At 67.7% G+C, this 19,913-nt stretch carries 22 protein-coding genes and 1 tRNA gene; 7 read left to right on the top strand and 16 right to left on the bottom strand.

Annotation, left to right across the window (positions count from 1 at the left end):
• Positions 1-11 precede the first annotated feature (11 nt).
• From AC1REK_RS14100 to AC1REK_RS14110, 3 genes are all read left to right on the top strand, one after another.
• Complete coding sequence (locus AC1REK_RS14100; RefSeq protein ID WP_327521186.1) at positions 12-323, top strand: RNA-binding S4 domain-containing protein; 312 nt, start codon at positions 12-14, stop codon at positions 321-323.
• Positions 324-483: 160 nt separating this feature from the next.
• Positions 484-822 carry a ferredoxin FdxA gene (gene fdxA / locus AC1REK_RS14105; RefSeq protein ID WP_316018458.1) on the top strand — a complete coding sequence of 113 codons (339 nt, stop codon included), beginning with the start codon at positions 484-486 and terminating at the stop codon, positions 820-822.
• Positions 823-1,213: 391 nt separating this feature from the next.
• On the top strand, positions 1,214-1,801 hold the full coding sequence (locus AC1REK_RS14110; protein WP_316018457.1) for a CarD family transcriptional regulator: 588 nt from the start codon (positions 1,214-1,216) through the stop codon (positions 1,799-1,801).
• Positions 1,802-1,896: 95 nt separating this feature from the next.
• On the opposite strand, the gene AC1REK_RS14115 is transcribed toward AC1REK_RS14110, so the two are convergent.
• From AC1REK_RS14115 to AC1REK_RS14125, 3 genes are all read right to left on the bottom strand, one after another.
• Positions 1,897-2,766 carry a dienelactone hydrolase family protein gene (locus AC1REK_RS14115; RefSeq protein WP_327521185.1) on the bottom strand — a complete coding sequence of 290 codons (870 nt, stop codon included), beginning with the start codon at positions 2,764-2,766 and terminating at the stop codon, positions 1,897-1,899.
• A 134-nt stretch (positions 2,767-2,900) separates the two neighbouring features.
• Positions 2,901-4,325 (bottom strand): M48 family metalloprotease, encoded by a 1,425-nt coding sequence (locus AC1REK_RS14120; RefSeq protein ID WP_492270699.1) that lies wholly within the window; start codon positions 4,323-4,325, stop codon positions 2,901-2,903.
• A gap of 55 nt (positions 4,326-4,380) precedes the next feature.
• On the bottom strand, positions 4,381-5,202 hold the full coding sequence (locus AC1REK_RS14125; protein ID WP_492270698.1) for a hypothetical protein: 822 nt from the start codon (positions 5,200-5,202) through the stop codon (positions 4,381-4,383).
• Between the two features lie 28 nt (positions 5,203-5,230).
• On the opposite strand from AC1REK_RS14125, the gene AC1REK_RS14130 reads away from it, so the two are divergent.
• Together AC1REK_RS14130 and AC1REK_RS14135 are read left to right on the top strand one after the other, a co-directional pair.
• Positions 5,231-5,307: transfer RNA gene (locus AC1REK_RS14130), tRNA-Arg, on the top strand.
• Positions 5,308-5,513: 206 nt separating this feature from the next.
• Positions 5,514-5,783 carry a hypothetical protein gene (locus tag AC1REK_RS14135; RefSeq protein ID WP_492270697.1) on the top strand — a complete coding sequence of 90 codons (270 nt, stop codon included), beginning with the start codon at positions 5,514-5,516 and terminating at the stop codon, positions 5,781-5,783.
• 27 nt (positions 5,784-5,810) lie between these two features.
• On the opposite strand, the gene AC1REK_RS14140 is transcribed toward AC1REK_RS14135, so the two are convergent.
• From AC1REK_RS14140 to AC1REK_RS14160, 5 genes are all read right to left on the bottom strand, one after another.
• Complete coding sequence (locus tag AC1REK_RS14140) at positions 5,811-6,182, bottom strand: hypothetical protein (RefSeq protein ID WP_492270696.1); 372 nt, start codon at positions 6,180-6,182, stop codon at positions 5,811-5,813.
• A gap of 98 nt (positions 6,183-6,280) precedes the next feature.
• The gene (locus AC1REK_RS14145) at positions 6,281-7,534 is read right to left on the bottom strand and encodes an MFS transporter (protein ID WP_492270695.1); all 1,254 of its coding nucleotides are present in this window, start codon (positions 7,532-7,534) and stop codon (positions 6,281-6,283) included.
• A 330-nt stretch (positions 7,535-7,864) separates the two neighbouring features.
• Positions 7,865-8,053, bottom strand: coding sequence for a DUF3008 family protein (locus AC1REK_RS14150; RefSeq protein WP_492270694.1), 189 nt, complete (start codon positions 8,051-8,053; stop codon positions 7,865-7,867).
• 73 nt (positions 8,054-8,126) lie between these two features.
• The gene (locus tag AC1REK_RS14155; protein WP_492270693.1) at positions 8,127-8,864 is read right to left on the bottom strand and encodes a spermidine synthase; all 738 of its coding nucleotides are present in this window, start codon (positions 8,862-8,864) and stop codon (positions 8,127-8,129) included.
• A 95-nt stretch (positions 8,865-8,959) separates the two neighbouring features.
• On the bottom strand, positions 8,960-9,439 hold the full coding sequence (locus AC1REK_RS14160) for a DUF2938 domain-containing protein (protein ID WP_492270692.1): 480 nt from the start codon (positions 9,437-9,439) through the stop codon (positions 8,960-8,962).
• Positions 9,440-9,643: 204 nt separating this feature from the next.
• Between AC1REK_RS14160 and AC1REK_RS14165 the strand changes: the two genes are divergently transcribed.
• Positions 9,644-10,750: an ROK family protein gene (locus tag AC1REK_RS14165; protein WP_492270691.1), complete on the top strand. Its 1,107-nt coding sequence runs from the start codon at positions 9,644-9,646 to the stop codon at positions 10,748-10,750.
• Positions 10,751-10,895: 145 nt separating this feature from the next.
• Here the strand turns inward: AC1REK_RS14165 and AC1REK_RS14170 are convergent, their stop codons facing one another.
• The 8 genes from AC1REK_RS14170 to AC1REK_RS14205 form a co-directional block, all read right to left on the bottom strand.
• Positions 10,896-11,885 carry an alpha/beta hydrolase gene (locus AC1REK_RS14170; protein WP_492270690.1) on the bottom strand — a complete coding sequence of 330 codons (990 nt, stop codon included), beginning with the start codon at positions 11,883-11,885 and terminating at the stop codon, positions 10,896-10,898.
• 74 nt (positions 11,886-11,959) lie between these two features.
• The gene (soxA, locus tag AC1REK_RS14175) at positions 11,960-12,718 is read right to left on the bottom strand and encodes a sulfur oxidation c-type cytochrome SoxA (protein ID WP_492270689.1); all 759 of its coding nucleotides are present in this window, start codon (positions 12,716-12,718) and stop codon (positions 11,960-11,962) included.
• Between the two features lie 7 nt (positions 12,719-12,725).
• Positions 12,726-13,052 carry a thiosulfate oxidation carrier complex protein SoxZ gene (soxZ, locus tag AC1REK_RS14180; protein WP_492270688.1) on the bottom strand — a complete coding sequence of 109 codons (327 nt, stop codon included), beginning with the start codon at positions 13,050-13,052 and terminating at the stop codon, positions 12,726-12,728.
• Between the two features lie 4 nt (positions 13,053-13,056).
• Positions 13,057-13,551: a thiosulfate oxidation carrier protein SoxY gene (locus AC1REK_RS14185; protein ID WP_492270687.1), complete on the bottom strand. Its 495-nt coding sequence runs from the start codon at positions 13,549-13,551 to the stop codon at positions 13,057-13,059.
• On the bottom strand, positions 13,514-13,975 hold the full coding sequence (gene soxX / locus AC1REK_RS14190) for a sulfur oxidation c-type cytochrome SoxX (RefSeq protein ID WP_492270686.1): 462 nt from the start codon (positions 13,973-13,975) through the stop codon (positions 13,514-13,516). Before soxX ends, AC1REK_RS14185 begins: the two co-directional genes overlap by 38 nt.
• Before the next feature lie 116 nt (positions 13,976-14,091).
• The gene (locus AC1REK_RS14195) at positions 14,092-16,281 is read right to left on the bottom strand and encodes a xanthine dehydrogenase family protein molybdopterin-binding subunit (RefSeq protein ID WP_492270685.1); all 2,190 of its coding nucleotides are present in this window, start codon (positions 16,279-16,281) and stop codon (positions 14,092-14,094) included.
• A gap of 92 nt (positions 16,282-16,373) precedes the next feature.
• A complete protein-coding gene (locus tag AC1REK_RS14200) occupies positions 16,374-16,841 on the bottom strand; it encodes a (2Fe-2S)-binding protein (RefSeq protein WP_492270684.1) in 468 nt (155 codons plus the stop codon).
• A gap of 108 nt (positions 16,842-16,949) precedes the next feature.
• On the bottom strand, positions 16,950-17,183 hold the full coding sequence (locus AC1REK_RS14205; RefSeq protein WP_492270683.1) for a hypothetical protein: 234 nt from the start codon (positions 17,181-17,183) through the stop codon (positions 16,950-16,952).
• A gap of 89 nt (positions 17,184-17,272) precedes the next feature.
• On the opposite strand from AC1REK_RS14205, the gene AC1REK_RS14210 reads away from it, so the two are divergent.
• The gene (locus AC1REK_RS14210; RefSeq protein WP_492270682.1) at positions 17,273-19,876 is read left to right on the top strand and encodes a DUF3772 domain-containing protein; all 2,604 of its coding nucleotides are present in this window, start codon (positions 17,273-17,275) and stop codon (positions 19,874-19,876) included.
• Positions 19,877-19,913: the final 37 nt, after the last annotated feature.

Raw genomic sequence — 19,913 nt, forward strand, 5'->3', positions numbered from 1 at the left:
ACGAGGTCCGATTGCGGGAAGACCGTCAGCGTCTCGACAAATGGCTCTGGTTTGCGCGCTTTGCGCGCAACCGCCCCGCCGCCGTGCGCCTGGTGGAGGACGGCCATGTCCGGGTCGCAGGCAAGCGGATCGAGAATCCGGCACAGGGGCTCAAGCTCGGCGATGTCCTGACGCTGGCGCTGCCGCACGCGACTCTGGTCGTGAAGCTGCGGGCGCTCGGCGAGCGCCGGGGCTCCTACGAGCAGGCGCAGACGCTCTACGAGGTGCTCGGCGGCGATCAGCGCGGCGATGCGTCGCTTGCGCCGGGGGAACCGAAGGGATAAGCGCTCGGGATCGTGCGGCCGGCGTTGGCGCGGCCTGCAAGGAATGTTCCGAAACGGATGTTTCGGCAGAACTTCTTTATCGTTTCCGGCCTAAATGCGGCCTTGAAACACTCTCTCGACCGGTTCTAAGGATGCGCCGGTCGATCGGAAGGACAGCGCCATGACCTATGTGGTCACCGAGAACTGCATCAAGTGCAAGTATATGGATTGCGTCGAGGTCTGTCCGGTAGACTGTTTCTACGAAGGCGAGAACATGCTCGTCATCCATCCCGACGAGTGCATCGACTGCGGCGTCTGCGAGCCGGAATGCCCGGCCGAGGCGATCAAGCCCGACACCGAGCCCGGCCTCGACAGCTGGCTTCAGCTCAACTCGAAATATGCTTCGAGCTGGCCCAACATCACGCAGAAGAAAGAGCCGCCTGCCGACGCCAAGGAGTTCGACGGCGTGCCCGGCAAGCTCGAGGCGCATTTCTCGGCGAACCCCGGCGAAGGCGACTGAACCTGCCCCTGGGGCATGCCCCCTACGCAGTCGACCATGGCGGGCCGGCGGGGCCCGCTGGCAGGCGCGAAAACCGTTTGCCTTTGATTCGGCGGGTTTTTTGTGGTATACAATTGCCACAGTCGAGTTCGTTCCGCCTGCCCCTGCGAGAATTCATGAATGGGGCGCCCCCATAAGCGCAGTCCGCAGAGCTACCGGCACCAAGTCCGGGGCTGTGCGACCTTCGTGTCCGGTGGCCATCAAGAAACAATCGGCTGAGGGAGCGTGTCGCGCCTGGAGATGACTTTCAAAGTCGCATCCGTCGCGTCCGGCAGAGTGGCGCTGGTTATTCCGACCAGCGACTGAAAGTCGCGTCTCCGCACATTGCGGACCGATGAGGAGTTGAAACGGCATGACCACTGCGAAGAAAGCTGCTGTGCGCCTGGGTTTCAAGACTGGCGAGTTCGTCGTCTATCCGTCCCATGGTGTCGGTCAGATCACGGCGATCGAGGAGCAGGAGGTTGCTGGCTTCAAACTCGAGCTGTTCGTCGTCAGCTTCGCCAAGGACAAGATGACCCTTCGCGTGCCCACCGCCAAGGCGGCGAGCGTCGGCCTGCGCAAGCTCGCCGATGGCGAGATCGTCGCCAAAGCGCTGGCGACGCTGACCGGCCGCGCCCGGATCAAGCGCACCATGTGGTCGCGCCGCGCCCAGGAATACGAAGCGAAGATCAACTCGGGCGATCTCGTCGCCATCGCCGAAGTGGTGCGCGACCTCTATCGCTCGGAGGCGCAGCCCGAGCAGTCCTATTCCGAGCGCCAGCTCTATGAAGCGGCGATCGACCGGATGACGCGCGAGATCGCGGCGGTCGACGAGATCACCGAGACCGAGGCGCTGAAGAAGATCGAGACCCAGCTCGCCAAGTCGCCGCGCCGGGCCAGCAAGGCCGAGGCCGCCGAGGCCGAGGAAGGCGACGAGGACCTGCAGGAGGAGGCCGCCTGAGGCGGTTTCCCCAGACCGGATATGGAAAAGGCCCGGCGGAGCGATCCGCCGGGCCTTTTCCTTGATCGCCCGGCGGGGGGGCCGCTCCCGGGCCGTCAAGCCGCTCCGGTCTCGCTGGCGAGGAAGGCGACCGTGCGCTCCCAGGCCAGCCTGGCGGCGGCGGCATTGTAGCGTTCGGCGCTGGTGTCGTTGTGGAAGGCGTGGTCGACATCTGGATAGACGATCGCCTGGTAGCGGATATGGGCAGCTTTCAGCGCGGCCTCATAGGCGGGCAACCCCTCGACCAGGCGGGTATCGCGCGCAGCGTGCTGGATCAGCAGCCGGGCTTTGATCTGCGGCACCTTGGCGAGGTCCGGCGAGCGTCCGTAGAAGACGACGCCGGCAGTCAGCTCGGGCGCCGCCACGGCAAGGTCGTTGACGGCGCCCCCACCCCAGCAGAAGCCGACGGCGCCGACCTTTCCGGTCGCGTCCGGCCGGGCGGCGAGCAAGGCGAGCGCTGCCCGCCCCTGGGCGACGACGTCCTCCGGCTTGAGCTGCGGGAAGAGCGCGCGGGCGGCATCGGGATCGGCGGGCGTGCCGCCGAGCGGAGTCAGGAAGTCGAGGCCGAGCGCGGTGAAGCCGGCCAGCGCCATGCGGCGGGTGACGTCCTCGATATGCGGGTTGAGACCGCGATTCTCATGGATGACGAGCACGCCGCCACGCCTGGCGGGGGTCTTCGGCGCGACGAGGTAGCCTCTCAGCGCGATGCCATTGACGGTCTCGGCGATGCGCCGTGCCTCGAGCCGGGCATCGTCGGGGGCGACCTGCTGGGCCTGCGCGTAGTTCGGCTCGAGCAGCGCGAGCGCGGCCTCCGCCGCCGCGACCGAGCCGGCGAGCGTGACCAGCCGGTTCATGAAGCTGCGTCGGTCGAGCGGCTTGTGGGTGTACTCGTCGTAGAGTTCGACGATGCGGCGGTCGAGTGCCATGGTCGCCTCCCTGATCGGGCGGCGTTCCGCCGCCACCTGTCAGCGGCCCGTCCGTTCGGGGGACCGTCATTGGCGCGGGACGCTAGCACGAGCCGGGATGGCTGGTCAGCGGCGCAAGGCCGCCTGAAACCAGGCTATTCGGTCACGATCTTGTAACGCTGTCCGGGGTTCAGCCTGGCGCTGCGTTCGAGACCGTTCAGGATCAGGAAGAGTTCCTGCGGCCGATCATGAGTCGCCATCCGCCCGGCGAGGGCCGCCGGCGTCTCGCCCTCGGCGGCGCTGACCAGCCGGATCTGCATTGGCTTGACCGATTGCGCCTCGGCCGGAGTCAGGCTGCGGAAGCTGTCGAGCACGGCGCGCATGCCGCGTTCGGGATCGGTCTCGCCCTTGGCGGCGAGGATGAAGCGATAGACGCGCGAGCCGGCCTGGATCGCGGCCAGCCGGAAGCGCCAATCGGTACCCTTGCCGGTGGTGACGGCAGCCGGCAGGCCGCCGACCGTCACGGATTCGACCGTGCCGGTGGTGACGCCGTCGATCCAGCCGGAGGCGACATAGGATTCGAGCGTCTGCCCGGGCTTGAGCGCGACCGAGTCGAAGCGCAGGGCCTGGGCGCCGTCGCCGCCGACGCCGACCACCATCTCGCGCGCCGCCTCGAGTTCGAAGCCTTCGGGCGCGGTGAAGGCGATGCGCAGGGCGCTGTTGAGGTAGCGCCGGCCGCGGACGACGCCGTCGGCCGGGTCGTCGCCGAAGGCGATGCCGTCGATCGCGGTCAGCCAGCGTCCGGCCTCGCGCTCGCCGATGCCGGGGGCGCCGATCTGGCGCGCGCCGGAAGTGACCGCCGCGACACGCTCCGGCGTCGAGGGGTGGCTGGAAAGGATGTCGAGCTTCTTGTCGCCGCCGCCCTCGCGCCCGGCGCGGAAGGCGGTGTTGCGGCCGAGCGAGACGAGGAAGCGGCCGGCGCCGTAAGGGTCGTAGCCGGCCTTGGCGATGTTGCGCACGCTGATCTGGTCGGCGAGCAGTTCCTGCTGCCGCGAGAATTTCGCCAGCGTCAGCTTCGAACTCGCCTGGACCGCCGCGCCCGTCGTCGGGTCGTTCAGCACCTGGGCGACAACCTGGCTGACCAGCGCCGATTCGAGCTCCATCTCGGCCCGCTCGGTGGCGTGGCGCGCGGTGACATGGGCGATCTCGTGCGCCATCACCGAGGCGATCTCGGACGTGTCGTTGGCGAGGGCGAGCAGGCCGCGGGTGACGTAGAGGCGCCCGGTCGGCAAGGCGAAGGCGTTGACGATCGGCGAGTTCAGGATGGTGATCTCGTAATTGCCGATCTGCCCGTCGCTGGCCTTGGCGAGGCGGGTGACGATCTCCTCCAGCACGGCGCGGACATTGGCGGAGCGGTACTCGCCGCCGAAAGCCTGGAGCAGGCGCAGATGCTCGCGGTCCGTGCCGCGCTGCAGGCTGGCGACGCGCGGAGCCGCCTCGCCGCCGGGCTGATCGAGCGGCGGCAGCAGGGAACTCTGGTCGCCGAAGCAGGCGGCCAGCAGCAGAGCCGGCAGCGCCATGGCGACGAGGCGCCCCCGGGCTGGCTGTCGATATCGCTGCATTGCCTGCATCAACCTAGTCGACCATCTCCAGGGCGGCGCGCGACTCGATCGCAATGAGGAGGCCGTCGCGCCCCTCGATCACGCCGCGCACGCGCACGCGTTTACCGGTCAGCGCGGATGCGGTCCAGCCGCCGCGCTGTAATTCCCGCCACAGGGATCGCGACAGCACGATGCTGCCGCCCGCTCCGCGACGGCGCGTAAAGTTGAGATAGGTTCGCTGAGCCCGTTCGCCAACCGCTGCGATGCGCCCCTCAACCACCGCGATCCGGCCCGCCTGCGCCTTCATCGCGGCGGGATCGTGGCCGTCGACCACCGGCAGGCCTGCAAAGGCAAGGTTTGTTGCCGGCGTGGCGGAATCGGCACGATTGGCAACCGCTTTGGCGATGCCTCCGGGCTCGGCCGTGCGCCAGAGCGCGTTGCAGCCACCGAGGCCGGGCTCTGGAAGGTGCAGCGCCGCTCCGGCCGCCAGCAGGAGGCCGGCAAGGTCGCGCTTGGCATTGTTCTCGGCCGCGCCCGCCGGAAGCAGGAGGCGCGCCGGAGCCCGGCCCCAGCGATCGGCGCTGCCGAGAGCCGCAAGCTCGAACTCGCTGCCCAGCCAGGGCTGGAGCGCAGCTGAAAACCGCTCGCGCTCCGTTTTGCCTTGTCGCGGCGCGAGCCCGGCCAAGCGAAGGACAGTTCCGTCCGCCAGAACGAGATCACCATGGCGGTCGAGCCCGGCCAGCCGGACCTTGCGGGTTTCCTCGGGTGCAACGCAGTCTTCGGCGGCAGCGAGGCGCGCCGCCGCAGAAATCGCAGCGAGCCCCGCAATCACGATAAAGGAAGGCTTCACGCGCATCTGCTTTATGCTAAACGCAATCGCGTGCGTCCCGGTAGCTCAGCAGGATAGAGCAACGGTTTCCTAAACCGTAGGTCAGGGGTTCGAATCCCTTCCGGGACGCCATTTCTTCCGCAAGCAATCCGCCCGAACGGCCTTTGGCCGGCCTGTGCCTGACGGCCCCGCCGGCCGGAAAAAGCCTGCGCGGAGCTTTGCGCAGGTTTCTCGTTCTTTTCGCCACCGGTGTTGGCCCCCGCCATCTGGGAGGAGATGTGCCTTGCCAATTTCGATAGAACAAAATAGGAACAACGAAACTAGGAGGTGAGCGGGCGATGCAGATGCGGATTCGGCGGACATGGCCTGAGATCGACCACCTCTTTCATGTCGAGGCTGAAGGCGGCGAACGGATCGCCGTCATCACGCACGACAAATACGCGCCGAACGGCGCGCCGCGCTGGCACTGGGCGATGTCGGGGCGTCGGCGCCTGTCCTCGGCCGATTTCGGACGTTGCCACGATATCGAAGAGGTGAAACGGAGAATCCGTGAGAGCTGGCCGGCCTCCCACACCGCTTCGGCCTGCGCGGCAACGCCTGCGAACTGACGCGGCAGCGCCGCAAGGTCGGCTCGCTTATCTGACCGTGGCCTCGAAGTTGAGCCTGGCGCAGCCCGAGCCCCAGGTATCCTTGCCGCAGATATAGATCACGTAGTTGTCGTGGCCCCTGAAGCCGAGCTTCGGGATGTAATAATAGGTCACCTCGCCGATCTGACGCAGCGAGCCGTTGGCAGGCGGCTTCAGCGCGACGAGCTTTTCCATTCTCCAGGTGCCGGCGACGCCGAAACTGTGGCCGCAACCCTGCGAGTCCATCTCGGCCTTCAGCGTGACCTTGTCATTGGTGTGCAGGTACCATTTTGGGCCCGTGACGCGGCATTCCGCGAGGGAGGGCAGGCACTGCAGCAGCAACGCCGCGAAAGCGGACCAGCCCATCATCCCGCGATGCATCGCCCCTCCAGATCGTCGTCGGAGTTCGCGCCATCATCATCCTGGCCGAGGGCCGGCGTCCAGCCTGCCGATCGTGGCGGATGCGCGTTCGCGCTCGCTCAGGTCGCGTCCTGTCTCGGGCGCGGCCCGAGCTCGGGAAGAGAGGTCTCGGCGGGGGTACGGGCGGCGGAGGCCTCGGGCGCAATCGGGTTGGTCAGGATGCGCATCGCGAAATAGCCCGCGACCGCCAGCGAGAGGAGTCCGATATAGAGCAGCAGCCCCTGCGGCCCGACGATCTGCATCACTCCGGTCGCGACCAGCGGGCCGATCGTCGCGCCGACGCTCCAGAGGAAGAGCAGGCCGGCCGAGAGGCCGACCGCCTGGTCGCGCCCGAGCCGGAAATAGGCGTGGGTCACCGCCACCGTATAGAGCGGAACGCTGAAGCCGCCGGTCAGCGCGAACAGGGTGTAGAGCCACCATTCGCGCTGCGCCGCGCCCGAGAAGAAGAGCGCGCCGAGTGCCGCGGTGGAAAGGACGGTTGCAGAGGCGGCACCGAGCAGGACGCGGCGACTATCGACCCGGTCGGCGAGCCAGCCGATCGGCCATTGCAGCAGGAGGGCGCCGAGCTGGATCACCGCGGTCAGCAGGATGGCGCGCCTCTGGCCGAGCCCGATCAGGATGCCATAGGCGGGGACGACATTGGTCAGCGGCCCGCTGACCAATCCGACATAGAGGCAGCCGATCACCGCGGCCGGCGCCTGCTGCCAGAGCGTGTTGAGGCGGACCGAGACCAGCTCGGCCGATTCCGGGCCCTTCGCCCGGGTGAGGCTGACCGGAATCAGCGCGATCGAGAAGGCGATGCTGGCGATCAGGAAGACGTCATGGGTCTGGATCGCGACATAGCCGATGCCGACCTGCGAGCCGATCAGGGCCAGCCGGTTCAGGATCTGGTACATGCCGAAGATCCGGCCGCGATGGCTCGATCGGGCCTGTCCGCTGATCCAGCTTTCGATGCAGATGCTGTGGCCGGCGGCGGCGACGCCCATGACGAAGCGCGTCAGGCTCCACCATTCGACCGGCAGCACCGGGAAGCTAAGCGTCAGGGCCGCCTGCAGCGAGGCGAAGACCGCAAAGCCGCGAATATGTCCGACTCGCCGGATCAGCGCCGGTATCCAGAAGCAGCCGACGAGGAATCCGACCGAATAGGCTGAGCCGACCAGGCCGATCAGCAGCAGTGGCTGCTTCTCCAGGGCCATGCGCAAGGGCACGACCGTGTTCATGATCGTGCTGGCGACCTGCAGGATCAGCGCGCCGGTGACGATCGCGCCTAGCGCTGCGACCGAGCCGGACTGAGGTTTCGGCCCGTCGCTCACGAGCGAGCCCGCGCCGTGCAGGCGAGCGGTCGCGGGGAGGCTGATCGGCCGGGCGAGAACGGATTCTGGGTCACGACGGCGTTCTCGCGAAATCGATAGCCGGCCAATGCAAGCATCGGCAGGGATAGCATGTCCGTCCCGATAAGCCGCGCAAATTTTGGCGGAACTGAGCAGCCGGGGGAGCGTGGGCGGAATTGTCACCAGCGGGCTTGGCAGCGGGCAACCCGTCGGTGGACGATCTGCCTCGCGACCGGGCCCGCGCTCCCCGCCTTTCCGATGCGGTCATGGTGCGGACAGGCTTGGAATGCAGCCAAGCCGGCCCCGCCCGGCTCAGTGCTTGGTCACATGCTCAGGCTTGCCCTTGCGCTTAGTCGAAGCCAACTCGTCGAGTTCCTTTTCGGTCATCGACTGCTCCATCGATTTCGACGCGCCCTTGAGATCGCTCTTGGGGATGTCGCCGCGCTTGGCGGCCAAGGCCGCTCCGGCGGCCTTCTGCTGTGCCTTGGATTTTGCGGGCATGGCTGGCCTCCTTCTCCAAAAAGGTCGGGGATGCCCGATCAACCGGAGGCCGGCACGATGGTTCCAGCAGGCCTCAGCGCCTGCGCGGGCCGCGCTGGGAGGGGGCACTTTCGGGCGGGCTCCGGTCGCGATCGGCGGCGGCTGCCGTCGCCAGCCAGACCACATGCCGCGCGCCGCCGCCGGAGGCATTGGCGCGAACCTTCTTCTCCTCGACCGAAAAGCCGCTCATGCGCAGGCGCTCGGTGAAGGAGCGGTCGGGCCCTGCTGACCAGATGGCGAGCACGCCGCCCTTGCGCAGCGCGGATTTCGCGGCGGCGAGCCCCGCGAAGTCGTAGAGCCGGTCATTGGCCGCGACCATCAGCCCGTCCGGCCCGTTGTCGACGTCGAGCAGGATCGCGTCATAGCCGGCCTTGCCGGCGCGGATCAGCGAGGCGACATCGGCCTCGCGAATGCTGACGCGCGGATCGTCGAGGCAACCGGCGAAAATCGCGGCGAGCGGGCCACGGGCCCAGGCGACCACTTGCGGGATCAGCTCGGCGACAGTGATCTCGGCATCGGCCGGCAGAACCGCGAGCGCGGCGCGCAAGGTGAAGCCCATGCCGAGCCCGCCGATCAGGAAACGCGGCCGCGGGCGTTTGCCGAGGCGCTCGGCGGCGAGCGTCGCCAGCGCCTCCTCCGAGCCGCGCAGGCGCGAATTCATCAGCTCGTTATGGCCGAGCGTGATTGAGAACTCGCTCTCGCCGCGTTGCAGCAGCTTCAGCGTGCCGCCGCCCGGGATCGGCGCGGCGTCGAGCTGCGTCCAATGCGCCATGGCCTGCACTCCTGCTGCGTTCCTGTCCGGCTGAGGCCGGTCAGGGGCTCTTAATGCAGCCGGCCGAGCTTGGCGAATGTCGGACCGTCCGCCGGTCAGCGGGTCAGCAATGCGGTGAGGTAGAGACCGAGGCCGAAAACGACATGGTTGACGAGGCCGACGAGCCGGACCTGGCCGGGGTTCGGCCGCTTCGAGGCCGCGACGCCGAAGCCCATGCCGGGCTGCAGGACGAACCAGCCGCAGCCGACGGTGACGACGCCGACGATCAGCGCCGGCACGAGGGTCGGTGCCTTAGCCCAGCCGAGCCCCCAGATCAGCAGCAGCACGGCGGCGAAGAGGATGCCGACCACGTAGTGCATGATCCAGCCGATGCCGAGCTCGCCGGACACCGGTTCGGAGGCCGAGATCGGGTCATGCATGAAGCGTCCGCGCGGCAGATGGGCGAACCAGCGCCCGACCATCGACCAATTGGCGAGCGGGATGCCGAGCGTGCGGTTGAGCAACAGGGCCCAGAGATCGAGAATGGCGGTGGCGCCGACGCCGATCACGATGGCGCGGCCGAGAAATTCGAACATGCTTCACCCCTCCGAGCGGTCCCGAAGGCCGCGTCCCCAAGCGAGTCTTATGGAGGGGAAAGCGAGGGACGAGGTCAACGAAAAGGGAGGCATCATCCCCATTGCCGGCGCAGGGGCGGCATGCGCCAGGCATGGGCCATCGGTCGCAGGCGGAACCTGGGGCGGCACCATTCGTTTCCTCCGGGACGGCAGGGGGAGCGAGCGATGGCGGTTGCGACGGCGGCGAAGGCGGGCACGAAGGGCGGACATGGCGCAGAGGAACTGCCCTCGGTCACCGTCACCAGCTACAATCTCGAAATCCGCGATGGCGACGGCTTCATCGGCGACAAGGCGAGCCGGGGCGCCTTTATGGACCATCTCGCCGAATTGCGGGGCCATCTCGCCGAGAACGGCGAGGACCCGCTCGGCGACACCGACGCGGCCCCGAGCAAGTCCGAGCTCGACGAGTTGATCACCAATGGCGAGGCGCGCGAGGCCGCGCTGGTGCTCTCCGCGGTCGAGCGCTTCGCCCAGTCTCTGTCCTTCGTGATCCGCCGTTTCCTCCGGCAGAAGGCGTGGGCTCCGGTCGAGCGCATCGTCGTCGGCGGCGGCTTTCGCCAGAGCCGTGTCGGCGAACTCGCCATCGCCCGGGCCGGGATCATCCTGCAATCGGAAGGGCATGCGATCGAGCTGGTGCCGGTCCGCCACCATCCCGATGAGGCCGGTCTGGTCGGCAGTGCGCATCTGGCGCCGAAATGGATCTTCGAGGCCTATGACAGCCTGGCCGCGGTCGACATCGGCGGCTCGAACATCCGGGCCGGAATCGTCGAGCTGCGCCAGGACAAGGCGCCCGACCTCGCCAAGGCGCGGGTCTGGAAATCCGAGCTCTGGCGCCATGCCGACGAGGAGCCGAGCCGCGAGGAGGCGGTGAAGAAGCTCGGCAAGATGCTGCGCGAGCAGATCAGGCAGGCCGAGAAAGAGGGCCTGCGCGTCGCGCCGTTCATCGGCGTCGGCTGCCCCGGCTGGATCGAGGCCGATGGCGCGATCGACCGTGGCGCCCAGAACCTGCCGGGCAACTGGTCGAGCAGCCGCTTCAACCTGGTCGAGAGCATTCGCGAGATGGCGCCGGAGATCGGCGAGCACGAGACCGTGGTGGTGATGCACAACGACGCGGTGGTGCAGGGCCTCAGCGACATGCCGTTCATGCAGGATGTCGAGAACTGGGCCGTGCTGACCATCGGCACCGGCCTCGGCAATGCGAGCTACCGCAACCGGGAGAAGCCTAGGGGCAAGGACGCGGAAGAGAAAGCCGGCAAGGGCAAGAAGGACTGATCTGTCCGTCCTGGCCTCCGTCATTCCGGCTGGAGCGAAGCGGAGCGCCGGAATCCATCATAGGGCACTCCGCTCGACCATGGATCCCGGAGCGGCGCCGCTTCACGGCTTGTCCGGGATGACGGTACACGCTGCGTAGTAATCCTCAGTCCCGCCTCGCCGGCAGGGCCCACATCAGGCCCCGCGTGATGATCGCGGGGAAGACGGTGAGGTGATCCTCGCCGGGGATGATCTCGCTGGTCAGCGACAGGCCGGGATAGTCGCGCGAGCGCAGCGCCTTCTCGAATTCCTGCATGTCGGCGATCATGTCGAGGTTGCGGCTGAAGCGCGGGTCGTTCGAGGCCTTGTTGATCGTCTCGTAGGAGGCGATTGCCATCAGCACATTCGCCTTCAGGTCCTTGTTGGCGTCGGCATAGGCCTTTTCGCGGGCGAACATCACCTTCTGGTCGAACCAGAGCGAGGGGCTGCCGAGGATATAGTGCGAGAACATCTTCGGCTCGGTCAAAAGGATGTGGACACCGAACAGCCCGCCATAGGAGTGGCCGGCATAGATGCTGCGATTGGTGTCGGTGCGATAGGTCGCGGCGACGAAGGGCATCAGCTCGTCGGCGAGGAAACGGCGATACTCCTCCGCTTCGCCGAAGACCGGCGGGCGGCCGGACTCGTCCCTCGTCTTCTCGCCGTTCGGCGTCGGCGTGTAGTCGCGCCGCCGGCTGAACTGCCTGGTGTCGCCGACCGCATAGGAAAGTCCGACGAGGATGAACTCCTCCAGCCCCTGGGCGCGGTTGCCGACGCGCTGCGCAATGCTGCGGACCAGCGGGAAGGAATAGTCGCCATCGCTGACAAACAGCACCGGGAAGCGCCGCCGGGGCGAGGAATGGTAGGATGGCGGCAGGCTGACATAAATCTCGTAGTCGCGCTGCAGCGCCTTGGCGCGGATCGTCCTGACCTCGGTGTCCTTCAGGACGAAGGGGGCGGGATTCGCGATAGCGGGGGGAGCTGCTGCATTGGTCGCGGCCGCATTCGTGGCGGCTGGGCTTGCCGCGGCGACCGGAGCCTGCGTTTCGGCGGCTGGCTGCGCGAGCGCAGCGGCGGTGCAGAACAGCATGGCGAGCAAGGCAGGCAGGCGTAGCATCCGCCGCATCTCCGACAGGAATGTGCCGGCATCGTGACGGCTTCGGTCCACCGGGCCAAGCCAGATCCGGCCGGTCAGCGCCGCAGTCCCGGGCTCTCCAATGGCAGGCCCTTGGCGCGTGCGGCGAGATAGAGCTCCAGCGCGAGATATTCCGGCGCGCCATAGTCGAACTGCGTCGCCCTGACGCCGAGGGAGCAGGCGCGCAGGCGCCGGTGCAGCGAGCCGACGCCGTTCCATTCGAGCCGGTAGGCGGGATAGCCGGTACCGATGCCATGGCTGATCGTATCGCCGCGCAGCTTTTCGCCGACGAGATCGTCATGGCACTGTCGGCAGGAGAGGTTGAGCTGGCCCTGCCGGCGCTCGTAGAAGGCCCGGCCGGCTTCGAGATAGGGCTTCGCCGCGCCATCGGTCGTCACGCTCATAGGCTGGCCGCGCGAGAGCGAGGCGACATAGGCGGTGAGGCCGAGCAGTTCGGGACTCTCATAGCCAAAGGCCGCCTGCGTCTGGCGCTGCGTCCGGCACTGCTCGATACGTCCTTCAAGATTGAGCAATTTGCCGCTGCCGGCATCGACCTGCGGATAGCGGGTCGCGGCGCCTTTCAGGCTCCGCCCCGGATCGGCATGGCAGGCAATGCAGGCCGGTGTCTCGCCGCTGCGCCGGCTGAACAGCTCCTCGCCCTGCTCGACCCAGAGAAAACCGGGATTGCGGGCCTCGTCGGATTGCTGCCGGCGCATCTCCGGCGAGAGGAAGGCGCTGCCCGGCTTGATTTCCTGAGCTGTGGCCCCAGTGGCAGCGAGCGACAGACCGATGAACAGGGCTGCGCGTGTCGTCACTGGCTCCTCACGTCACGACGAGGCGCGCGGTGCGGGTGAAGACCGCGCCGCCATCCTCGCGCCATTCGAAGATGAGGTCGCCGGTCTCGACGGCGCGCGTGGTGAAGCTGACGAAGGGGTTGGCGGAGACGCCGGTGTGCATGTCGTAGCGAAAGACCGGTTCGCCGGCATAGGTCACGGTCAGCCGGTTGAGGATCTTGCGCGGCACGATGCGGCCTTCCGCATCGACCTGGCCGCCGCGATCCATGGGATGCCTGACGAGCACCCGGATCTCGACGATCTCCCCAGCCTTGGCCTCGGCGGGCATGGTGATGCGGGCGTTGAACGTCGACATGAAGTCAGCCTCCGTCGATGCAGGCGCTGAGCGTCACCACGATATCGGCATCGCTCATGATGTAGCCGCCGCGGCTGAGGGCGGCGACGACCGCGACCTTCTGCGAGGTCGCGAGACGCAAGGTCGCTGATATCCGGGCACGCCCGCTCCGCGGCGAAAGATGAAAACGCGCCACGTCGGGATAGGGGTTCTTCTCGGCGATGACATGAATCCAGCGGACATGGTCCTCTTCGGTCATCGGACTGTCGATGCCGATCGCGACATCGACCGAATTGCCGTTCTCGACCAGTTGCGGGATATCGAAGACGATGCCGCTGCGAACCGGCGTCGCGCCCTCCGTCACCCGGGCGATCAGGTCGGCCAGCGGCGTCTGCGTGGCGGGGAACGCCGCGCCGGGCAGGGCGGCGAGCACAAGCCCGCCGGAGCCGGCAGCGAGCAGATCGCGGCGCGAGGGGCCTGTGTCACGGCGTGCGCAGGCTTGCGAGATAGGCGACGACATCCTCGATCTCCTGGGCGTTCAGGGCCGGCAGACCGCGAAATTGCGGGGCAACGTCTCGCAATCCTTCGGTGCGGAAATAGGGCGGCATCACGGTTTCCGGGTTGAGCAGGCTGGCATCGACGAGGCGCAGCCGCAGCTGGCCGACATCGAGCCTGGCGCCGACGCCCGCGAGCGCCGGGCCGATCGTGCCCTGGAAAGGCTCGTCCGGCTCCGGCACATGGTGGCAGATCAGGCAGTTGCCGCGCGTCCGGTCGAGCACGACCGCCCGCCCTCGGGCGGCATCGCCGGAGACGCCACCGAGCGCGGCCGGGATGGCGTCGCCGGCGATCGCATAGGGCTCAAGCGCGCTCGCGGGAGCAGCGAGAAGCGTTGCCAGGACAAGCGCCAGTCGTCCCGGGCGACCGCAGGTCGACCCGGGAGCCATGCCTGAGCACGTCAGGTCAGCCTTCGGGCATGGATCCCGGCTCTTCGCTTCGCTCCGGCCGGGATGACCTCGTGATCTTGCGAATGGCAGCTTGCCTCTCGCAGTGTCGCGCAACCTCACGCCTTGCGCAGATCGGTGTGGCGAAGCGGCATGGACCGCACGCGCTTGCCGGTAGCGGCGAAGATCGCGTTCAGCACGGCGGGGGCCGCGACCGCGATGGTCGGCTCGCCGACGCCGCCCCAGAAGCCGCCGGAGGGCACGATCACCGTCTCGACCGCCGGCATGTCCTCCAGCCGCATCACCGGGTAGCTGTCGAAATTCTCCTCGACGATGCGCCCGTCCTTGACCGTGCATTCGCCGAAGAGCGCGGCGGACAGGCCGTAGACGAAGGAACCCTCGACCTGCCGCTCGATCTGCGCGGGGTTGACGGCATGGCCCGGATCGGTCGCGGCAGTGATCTTGTGGATCTTGAGCTTGCCCTCGGGGCTGACCGAGACCTCGGCGACCGCCGCGACATAGGAGCCGAAGCCCATGGTCTGGCAGATGCCGCGATGGACGCCATCGGGCGCCTTCGTGCCCCAGCCGGCCTTTTCGGCGACGGCATTGAGCACGGCGAGGTGCTTGGGATGGTTCTTCATCAGCGCGCGGCGGAATTCGAGCGGGTCCTTGCCGGTGGCATGGGCGAGCTCGTCGATGAAGCACTCCAGATAGATCGTGTTCTGGTTCAGGTTGACCCCACGCCAGAAGCCCGGCGGCACATGCGGGTTGCGCATCGCGTGGTCGATCAGCAGGTTCGGGACGGTGTAGCCGATCGAAGCCTCCGGCCCGGGCGGGTTGAGGCCCTGGAAGACGGCCGGGTCGCGGCCGTTCTGGATGTTCTGCGGGAAGATGCCGGCGACGATCGACTGGCCGGAAATGCGCATGTGCAGCCCGGTCAGATTGCCGTCTTTGTCGAGCGCTCCCGTCAGCTTGCACTGCGTCACCGGGTGGAAGCGGCCATGCAGCATGTCCTCCTCGCGCGACCAGATCAGCTTCACCGGCGTGCCGGGAATCTGCTTGGCGATGGCGACGACCTGGCGGACCCAGTCATGCACCGCGCCGCGTCGGCCGAAGCCGCCGCCGAGGTCGATCTTGTAGGCTTCGCATTTCGCCAGCGGCAGGCCGGAGGCCTCGGAGGTCGCAGCGAGCGCAGCTTCGCCGTTCTGGGTCGGCGTCCAGACCTCGCAGCGCTCCGGCGTGTAGAGCGCCGTCGCGTTCATCACCTCCATGCAGGCATGGTTCTGGAACGGGTAGGAATAGACCTGCTCGACGGTCCGGGCCGCGCCGGCGATCGCCGCCTTGACGTCGCCGACCTGGTTGCCGACTGCTGCCTGCGGAGCGTCGAGCCCTTCCTTCAGCCAGGCGGCGATGCTCTCGCTCGAGACCTTGGCGTGCTCGCCCTCGTCCCAGACGATGGGCAGCGCGTCGAGCGCGGTCTTGGCGCGCCACCAGGTGTCGGCGACGACCGCGACGGCGCTGTCGCCGACCGGCACGACATGCTTCACGCCCGGCATGTCCTTGACCTTGGCGGCGTCGAAGCTCTTCACCTTGCCGCCGAAGACCGGGCAGTCCTTGATCGCGGCGTTGAGCATCCCCGGCAGCTTGAAATCCATGCCGTAGATCTTCTTGCCGTTGGTCTTGTCGGCGGTGTCGAGCCGCTTCAGCGGCTTGCCGGCTATGGTCCAGTCCTTCGGATCCTTCAGCGGCACCTCGGTCGGGGGTGAGAGCTTCGCGGCGGCGGCCGCGACCTCGCCATAGCGCAGGGAGCGGCCGGAGGCCTTGTGGCTGATCACGCCCTTGCTGACGCTGCACTCGGCGGCCGGAACCTTCCACTCGGCGGCCGCTGCCTGGACCAGCATGATCCGCGCAGCCGCGCCGCCCTTGCGGACATAGTCGTGGGATTCGCGGATGCCGCGGCTGCCGCCGGTCGAGAAATTGCCCCAGACGCGGTTGCGCGCGAGATTCTGGCCGGGCGTCGGATACTCGGTCGTGACCTTGGCCCAGTCGCATTCCAGCTCCTCGGCGACGAGCTGGGCGAGGCCGGTCAGCGTGCCCTGGCCCATCTCGGACCGGGCGATGCGGATCACCACCTTGTCGTCGGGCTGGACGACGACCCAGGCATTGATCTCGGGCGTCGCGCCCTGGGCGTGGGCCTCGTCGGCGAAGGGCACGGAAAAGCCGAAGGTGAAGGCACCGGCGGCGGCGGCCGAGCCGGCGAGCAGGCTGCGGCGGGAGAGCTTCATCTCGACGGCAGAGGCGGATGTCATGGCGTCCTCCAGAATCTGGTCGGCGTGGGCGAGGCGAACGGCCATTCGGCGGATCGCGATCGAGCCCGGCGCTGTGAACGGGAAAGAGGGGGTCAGCCGCGGCCGAGTTCGCCGCCGGCGGCGACCTGCTGGATGGCGGCCTTGACGCGGTTATAGGTGCCGCAGCGGCAGATATTGGTCATCTCGGCCGCGATATCGGCTTCCGACGGCTTCGGGTTGGCTTGCAGCATGGCGGCGGCGGCCATGATCATGCCGCTCTGGCAGAAGCCGCATTGCGGCACGTCATGCTCGATCCAGGCCTTCTGGAGCGGATGGTTGCCGTCGGGGGACAGCCCCTCGATGGTGATGATCTTCTGTTCGGCGGTGATGGCGCTAACCGGCATCGAGCAAGAGCGAGTGGCGACACCGTCGATATGTACGGTGCAGGCGCCGCACTGGGCGACACCGCAGCCATATTTGGTGCCGGTCAGGCCGATCTGTTCGCGGATAACCCAGAGCAGCGGCGTGTCGCCGTCGACCTCCACATCGATCATCTTGCCATTGATGGTAAGCTTAGCCATCGCAAACCTCCCGGTTTCGATTCCAGAGCTGGCGAGAGAGCCAGCGCGCCTCGCCGTTCGGTCGCCCGGCCGCTTCAGAGCCGGATTTATATTGGTCGAAATACAAACTCAGTTGGGGAGGGAGCGCCAGTGCCCCTGCGGCATGGCGGCGATCACGGTCTCGCGGGGCGCGCGAGGCCGGCGCAAATCGCGCAGGCGACGGGGTTCCGCCATCATGCTGTCCGGTTTCTTGCGGAAAAGGCGCTGCATGACCGCAGCCACCCGGCTCGCTTTCACGGGAATGTGATGCTCTTGTCCGATCCTCGCCATCCGGCGCGGCTTCGCCGCGACGCCGGCCTGCAACCGCTTTCCTTCGGAATGCTTGATTTCGCCGCGCGGCGGTGGCGAGGCTGCGCAAGGACGCGAATCAGCCCGGCGGGATCGGAATGCCAGTGACGTCGCAAGCCCGTTACGCCTTCGTCCCGCTGGCCGGCCGGCTCGGCGCCTTGCTGGTAGCGCTGTTCCTGCTGCTTCCTTTGGCGGCGCTGGCACAGCCGGCCGACCCGGCCTCCGCCCGCGCCAAGGTCGATTCGATCAGGGGCGAGCTGACCCAGATCGAGACGGTGCTCAACAACCCCGCCGCCTCTGAAGCGGAGTTGCAGCGGCAAAGGCTGCGTCTGCAGCCCCTGCTGGAACAGATCCGCATCCTGGCCGACGAGCAGGCGCCGCGTTTCGAGCAGGCGAAGACGCGGCTCGACCAGCTCGGTCCGAAGCCCGACGCCAAGGCCCCGCCGGAGACGGCCGATGTCGCCCGCGAGCGCGAAGCCCGGGAGAAGGGCTTCTCTGAAGCCGACGAACTGCTGAAGCTCGCTCGCGCCACCGTGCTCCAGGCCGAGCAATTGCAGACCTCGATCAGCGATCTCAGGCGCGAGCGCTTCGCCAAGATGCTGTTCGCGCCAGGGCCTTCGCCGCTGAGCCCCGAGACCTGGACCGCGACGGTCACGACCTTGCCGTCCGACCTGCGGGCCTCGCACCTTGTCTTCGGAGACTGGCTTTCGGTCTTCAGCGACGCCTTGCTGAGCCCGCGCGGGGTGATCGTTCTGCTCGGCTTCATCGGCGCGATTGGCCTCTATGTCGCCCGCGCGCGCTATCTGCCGCGCTTGAGCGGGCGCCTTGCCGCCAGCGAGACCGACAGCGGAGTCCATTGCCTTTACAGCGCGCTGGTCCGGCTGATCGCGCGCGCGGCGCCGCCGGCACTGGCGAGCTGGCTGATCTATGCCGCGTTCAACACGGCCGGCCTGCTGCCGCCGCGCATCCAGCCGGTGATCCTCGCCATCGTCTACGGGCTTGCGCTCTTCGCCTTCGTCCAGGCGCTGGCGGATGCACTGTTCGCCCCGGGAGAGCCGCAGCGCCGCCTGGTCAGCGTGATGGAATCGACGGCCCGGACCGTGGTCTGGATGGCCGGCTGGCTCGCCATCGTCATGGGCGTCGGCAAGGTCCTGGAGGCGTGGCTGCAGGCGATCGCCGCCGGCCTGACCCTGTCGATCATCGTGCGCAGCGTCGTCGCCTCCTTCTTCGCGCTGACGCTGGTCGTCGGGCTCTACCGGTTGCGCGACAATGACGAGATCGAGCAGGAGGCCTGCCTCGGTCCCTATGTCCCGGTCGATGGCGCCAGTCTCGGTCCGGTCCGCATCCTGTCCTGGGTGGTCGGGCTTGCCATCATCCTGGCAGTGCTTCTCGGCTATGTCGTGCTCGCCACCTTCCTGACCGAGCAGGTCCTCTGGCTTGGCATCCTCGCCGGCCTCTTCGTGCTGCTGATGCAGCTCATCGAGCTCGGCATCGGCAATCTCCTGACCGGTGACGGACGGTTTGCGCTGAGCCTGCGGGCGGGGGTCGGCCTGCGGGCGGCGACCTTGCAGAAGATCGCGGTGGTGCTGACCGGCGTGCTCAAGATCGTGCTGATCGTCGTGATGATCATGCTGGTCCTGGCGCCCTGGGGACTGGAATCGACCGACCTGCTGACTTCGCTGCGGGCGGCGTTCTTCGGCTTCCAGATCGGCGGCGTCACCGTCTCGCTGTCCTCGATCTTCTTCGGCGCGCTGATGTTTGCGCTCGGGCTCGCCGCGACGCGCTCGCTGCAGGGCTGGCTGAACGAGAAGTTCCTGCCGACGACCAAGCTCGACACCGGCCTGCGCAATTCGATCACCACCGCGGCCGGCTATCTCGGCTACACCGCGGCCGTTGCCCTCGCCGTCTCCACCCTCGGCTTCAGCCTGGAGCGGCTGACGCTGGTCGCCTCGGCGCTCTCGGTCGGTATCGGTTTCGGCCTGCAATCGGTGGTGTCGAACTTCGTCTCGGGGCTGATCCTGCTCTGGGAACGGCCGATCCGGGTCGGCGACCAGGTGCTGGTCGGCGACGCCGAGGGCATCGTCAAGCGCATCAATGTGCGCTCGACGGAGATCGAGACCTTCGACCGCTCGACGGTGATCCTGCCGAACTCGAACCTGGTTTCGGGCGTCGTGCGCAACCGCGTCCGCTCCGACCGGACCGGGCGCGTGCTGATCTCGATCAGCGTGCCGCGCACCCTCGACCCGACCGAGGTCCGTTCCGTGCTGGCCGAAGCCGGCGCGGATCATGGCGACGTGCTGAAGAAGCCGCCGCCGAACGTGCTGTTCAAGAAGATCGGCACGGCGACCCTGGATTTCGACCTGATCTGCGTGGTCGGCGACGTCGACCAGGTCGGGCGCGTCACCAGCGACCTCAACTATGTCATCCACAAGCGCCTCGCCGAGCTCGAGAAGCCGGCTGCGGCGGCCGAGCTGACGGTGAAGGGCCTGGAGGGCATCGAGCAGTCGCTGGGCAGCATCGCAACCGCGGTAGCCGGCGAGCGCAAGGCGCCGCCGCGCTCCGCTGCGGGCAAGGTGAAGGCGAGCCGCTCCCGCGCGGCGAACGACGCCGTGATGGAAGAAGCCGAGGAAGCGGTTCCCGCCAAGAACGGCTCCGCGCCGGATGCCGGCAAGGACGAGGCCGGCGGCAAGGACGACAACAAGGAATGATGCGATGCTTTCGTTTTCCGCTCGTCCGGCCCGCGGG

It is taken from the genome of Allobosea sp. GW823-FHT02B03 (assembly GCF_058797755.1).

What these genes read in the sequence shown, in the direction of transcription:
- AC1REK_RS14120 (WP_492270699.1), bottom strand. Translation starts at nt 4,325, where the DNA reads ATGGCGCTGCCGGCTCTGCTGCTGGCCGCCTGCTTCGGCGACCAGAGT.
- soxX (WP_492270686.1), bottom strand. Translation starts at nt 13,975, where the DNA reads ATGGCTCCCGGGTCGACCTGCGGTCGCCCGGGACGACTGGCGCTTGTC.
- AC1REK_RS14135 (WP_492270697.1), top strand. Translation starts at nt 5,514, where the DNA reads ATGCAGATGCGGATTCGGCGGACATGGCCTGAGATCGACCACCTCTTT.
- AC1REK_RS14170 (WP_492270690.1), bottom strand. Translation starts at nt 11,885, where the DNA reads ATGCTACGCCTGCCTGCCTTGCTCGCCATGCTGTTCTGCACCGCCGCT.
- AC1REK_RS14165 (WP_492270691.1), top strand. Translation starts at nt 9,644, where the DNA reads ATGGCGGTTGCGACGGCGGCGAAGGCGGGCACGAAGGGCGGACATGGC.
- AC1REK_RS14155 (WP_492270693.1), bottom strand. Translation starts at nt 8,864, where the DNA reads ATGGCGCATTGGACGCAGCTCGACGCCGCGCCGATCCCGGGCGGCGGC.
- AC1REK_RS14110 (WP_316018457.1), top strand. Translation starts at nt 1,214, where the DNA reads ATGACCACTGCGAAGAAAGCTGCTGTGCGCCTGGGTTTCAAGACTGGC.
- AC1REK_RS14150 (WP_492270694.1), bottom strand. Translation starts at nt 8,053, where the DNA reads ATGCCCGCAAAATCCAAGGCACAGCAGAAGGCCGCCGGAGCGGCCTTG.
- soxZ (WP_492270688.1), bottom strand. Translation starts at nt 13,052, where the DNA reads ATGTCGACGTTCAACGCCCGCATCACCATGCCCGCCGAGGCCAAGGCT.
- AC1REK_RS14185 (WP_492270687.1), bottom strand. Translation starts at nt 13,551, where the DNA reads ATGTCGTCGCCTATCTCGCAAGCCTGCGCACGCCGTGACACAGGCCCC.
- AC1REK_RS14195 (WP_492270685.1), bottom strand. Translation starts at nt 16,281, where the DNA reads ATGACATCCGCCTCTGCCGTCGAGATGAAGCTCTCCCGCCGCAGCCTG.
- AC1REK_RS14140 (WP_492270696.1), bottom strand. Translation starts at nt 6,182, where the DNA reads ATGCATCGCGGGATGATGGGCTGGTCCGCTTTCGCGGCGTTGCTGCTG.
- AC1REK_RS14125 (WP_492270698.1), bottom strand. Translation starts at nt 5,202, where the DNA reads ATGCGCGTGAAGCCTTCCTTTATCGTGATTGCGGGGCTCGCTGCGATT.
- fdxA (WP_316018458.1), top strand. Translation starts at nt 484, where the DNA reads ATGACCTATGTGGTCACCGAGAACTGCATCAAGTGCAAGTATATGGAT.
- AC1REK_RS14115 (WP_327521185.1), bottom strand. Translation starts at nt 2,766, where the DNA reads ATGGCACTCGACCGCCGCATCGTCGAACTCTACGACGAGTACACCCAC.
- AC1REK_RS14160 (WP_492270692.1), bottom strand. Translation starts at nt 9,439, where the DNA reads ATGTTCGAATTTCTCGGCCGCGCCATCGTGATCGGCGTCGGCGCCACC.
- AC1REK_RS14200 (WP_492270684.1), bottom strand. Translation starts at nt 16,841, where the DNA reads ATGGCTAAGCTTACCATCAATGGCAAGATGATCGATGTGGAGGTCGAC.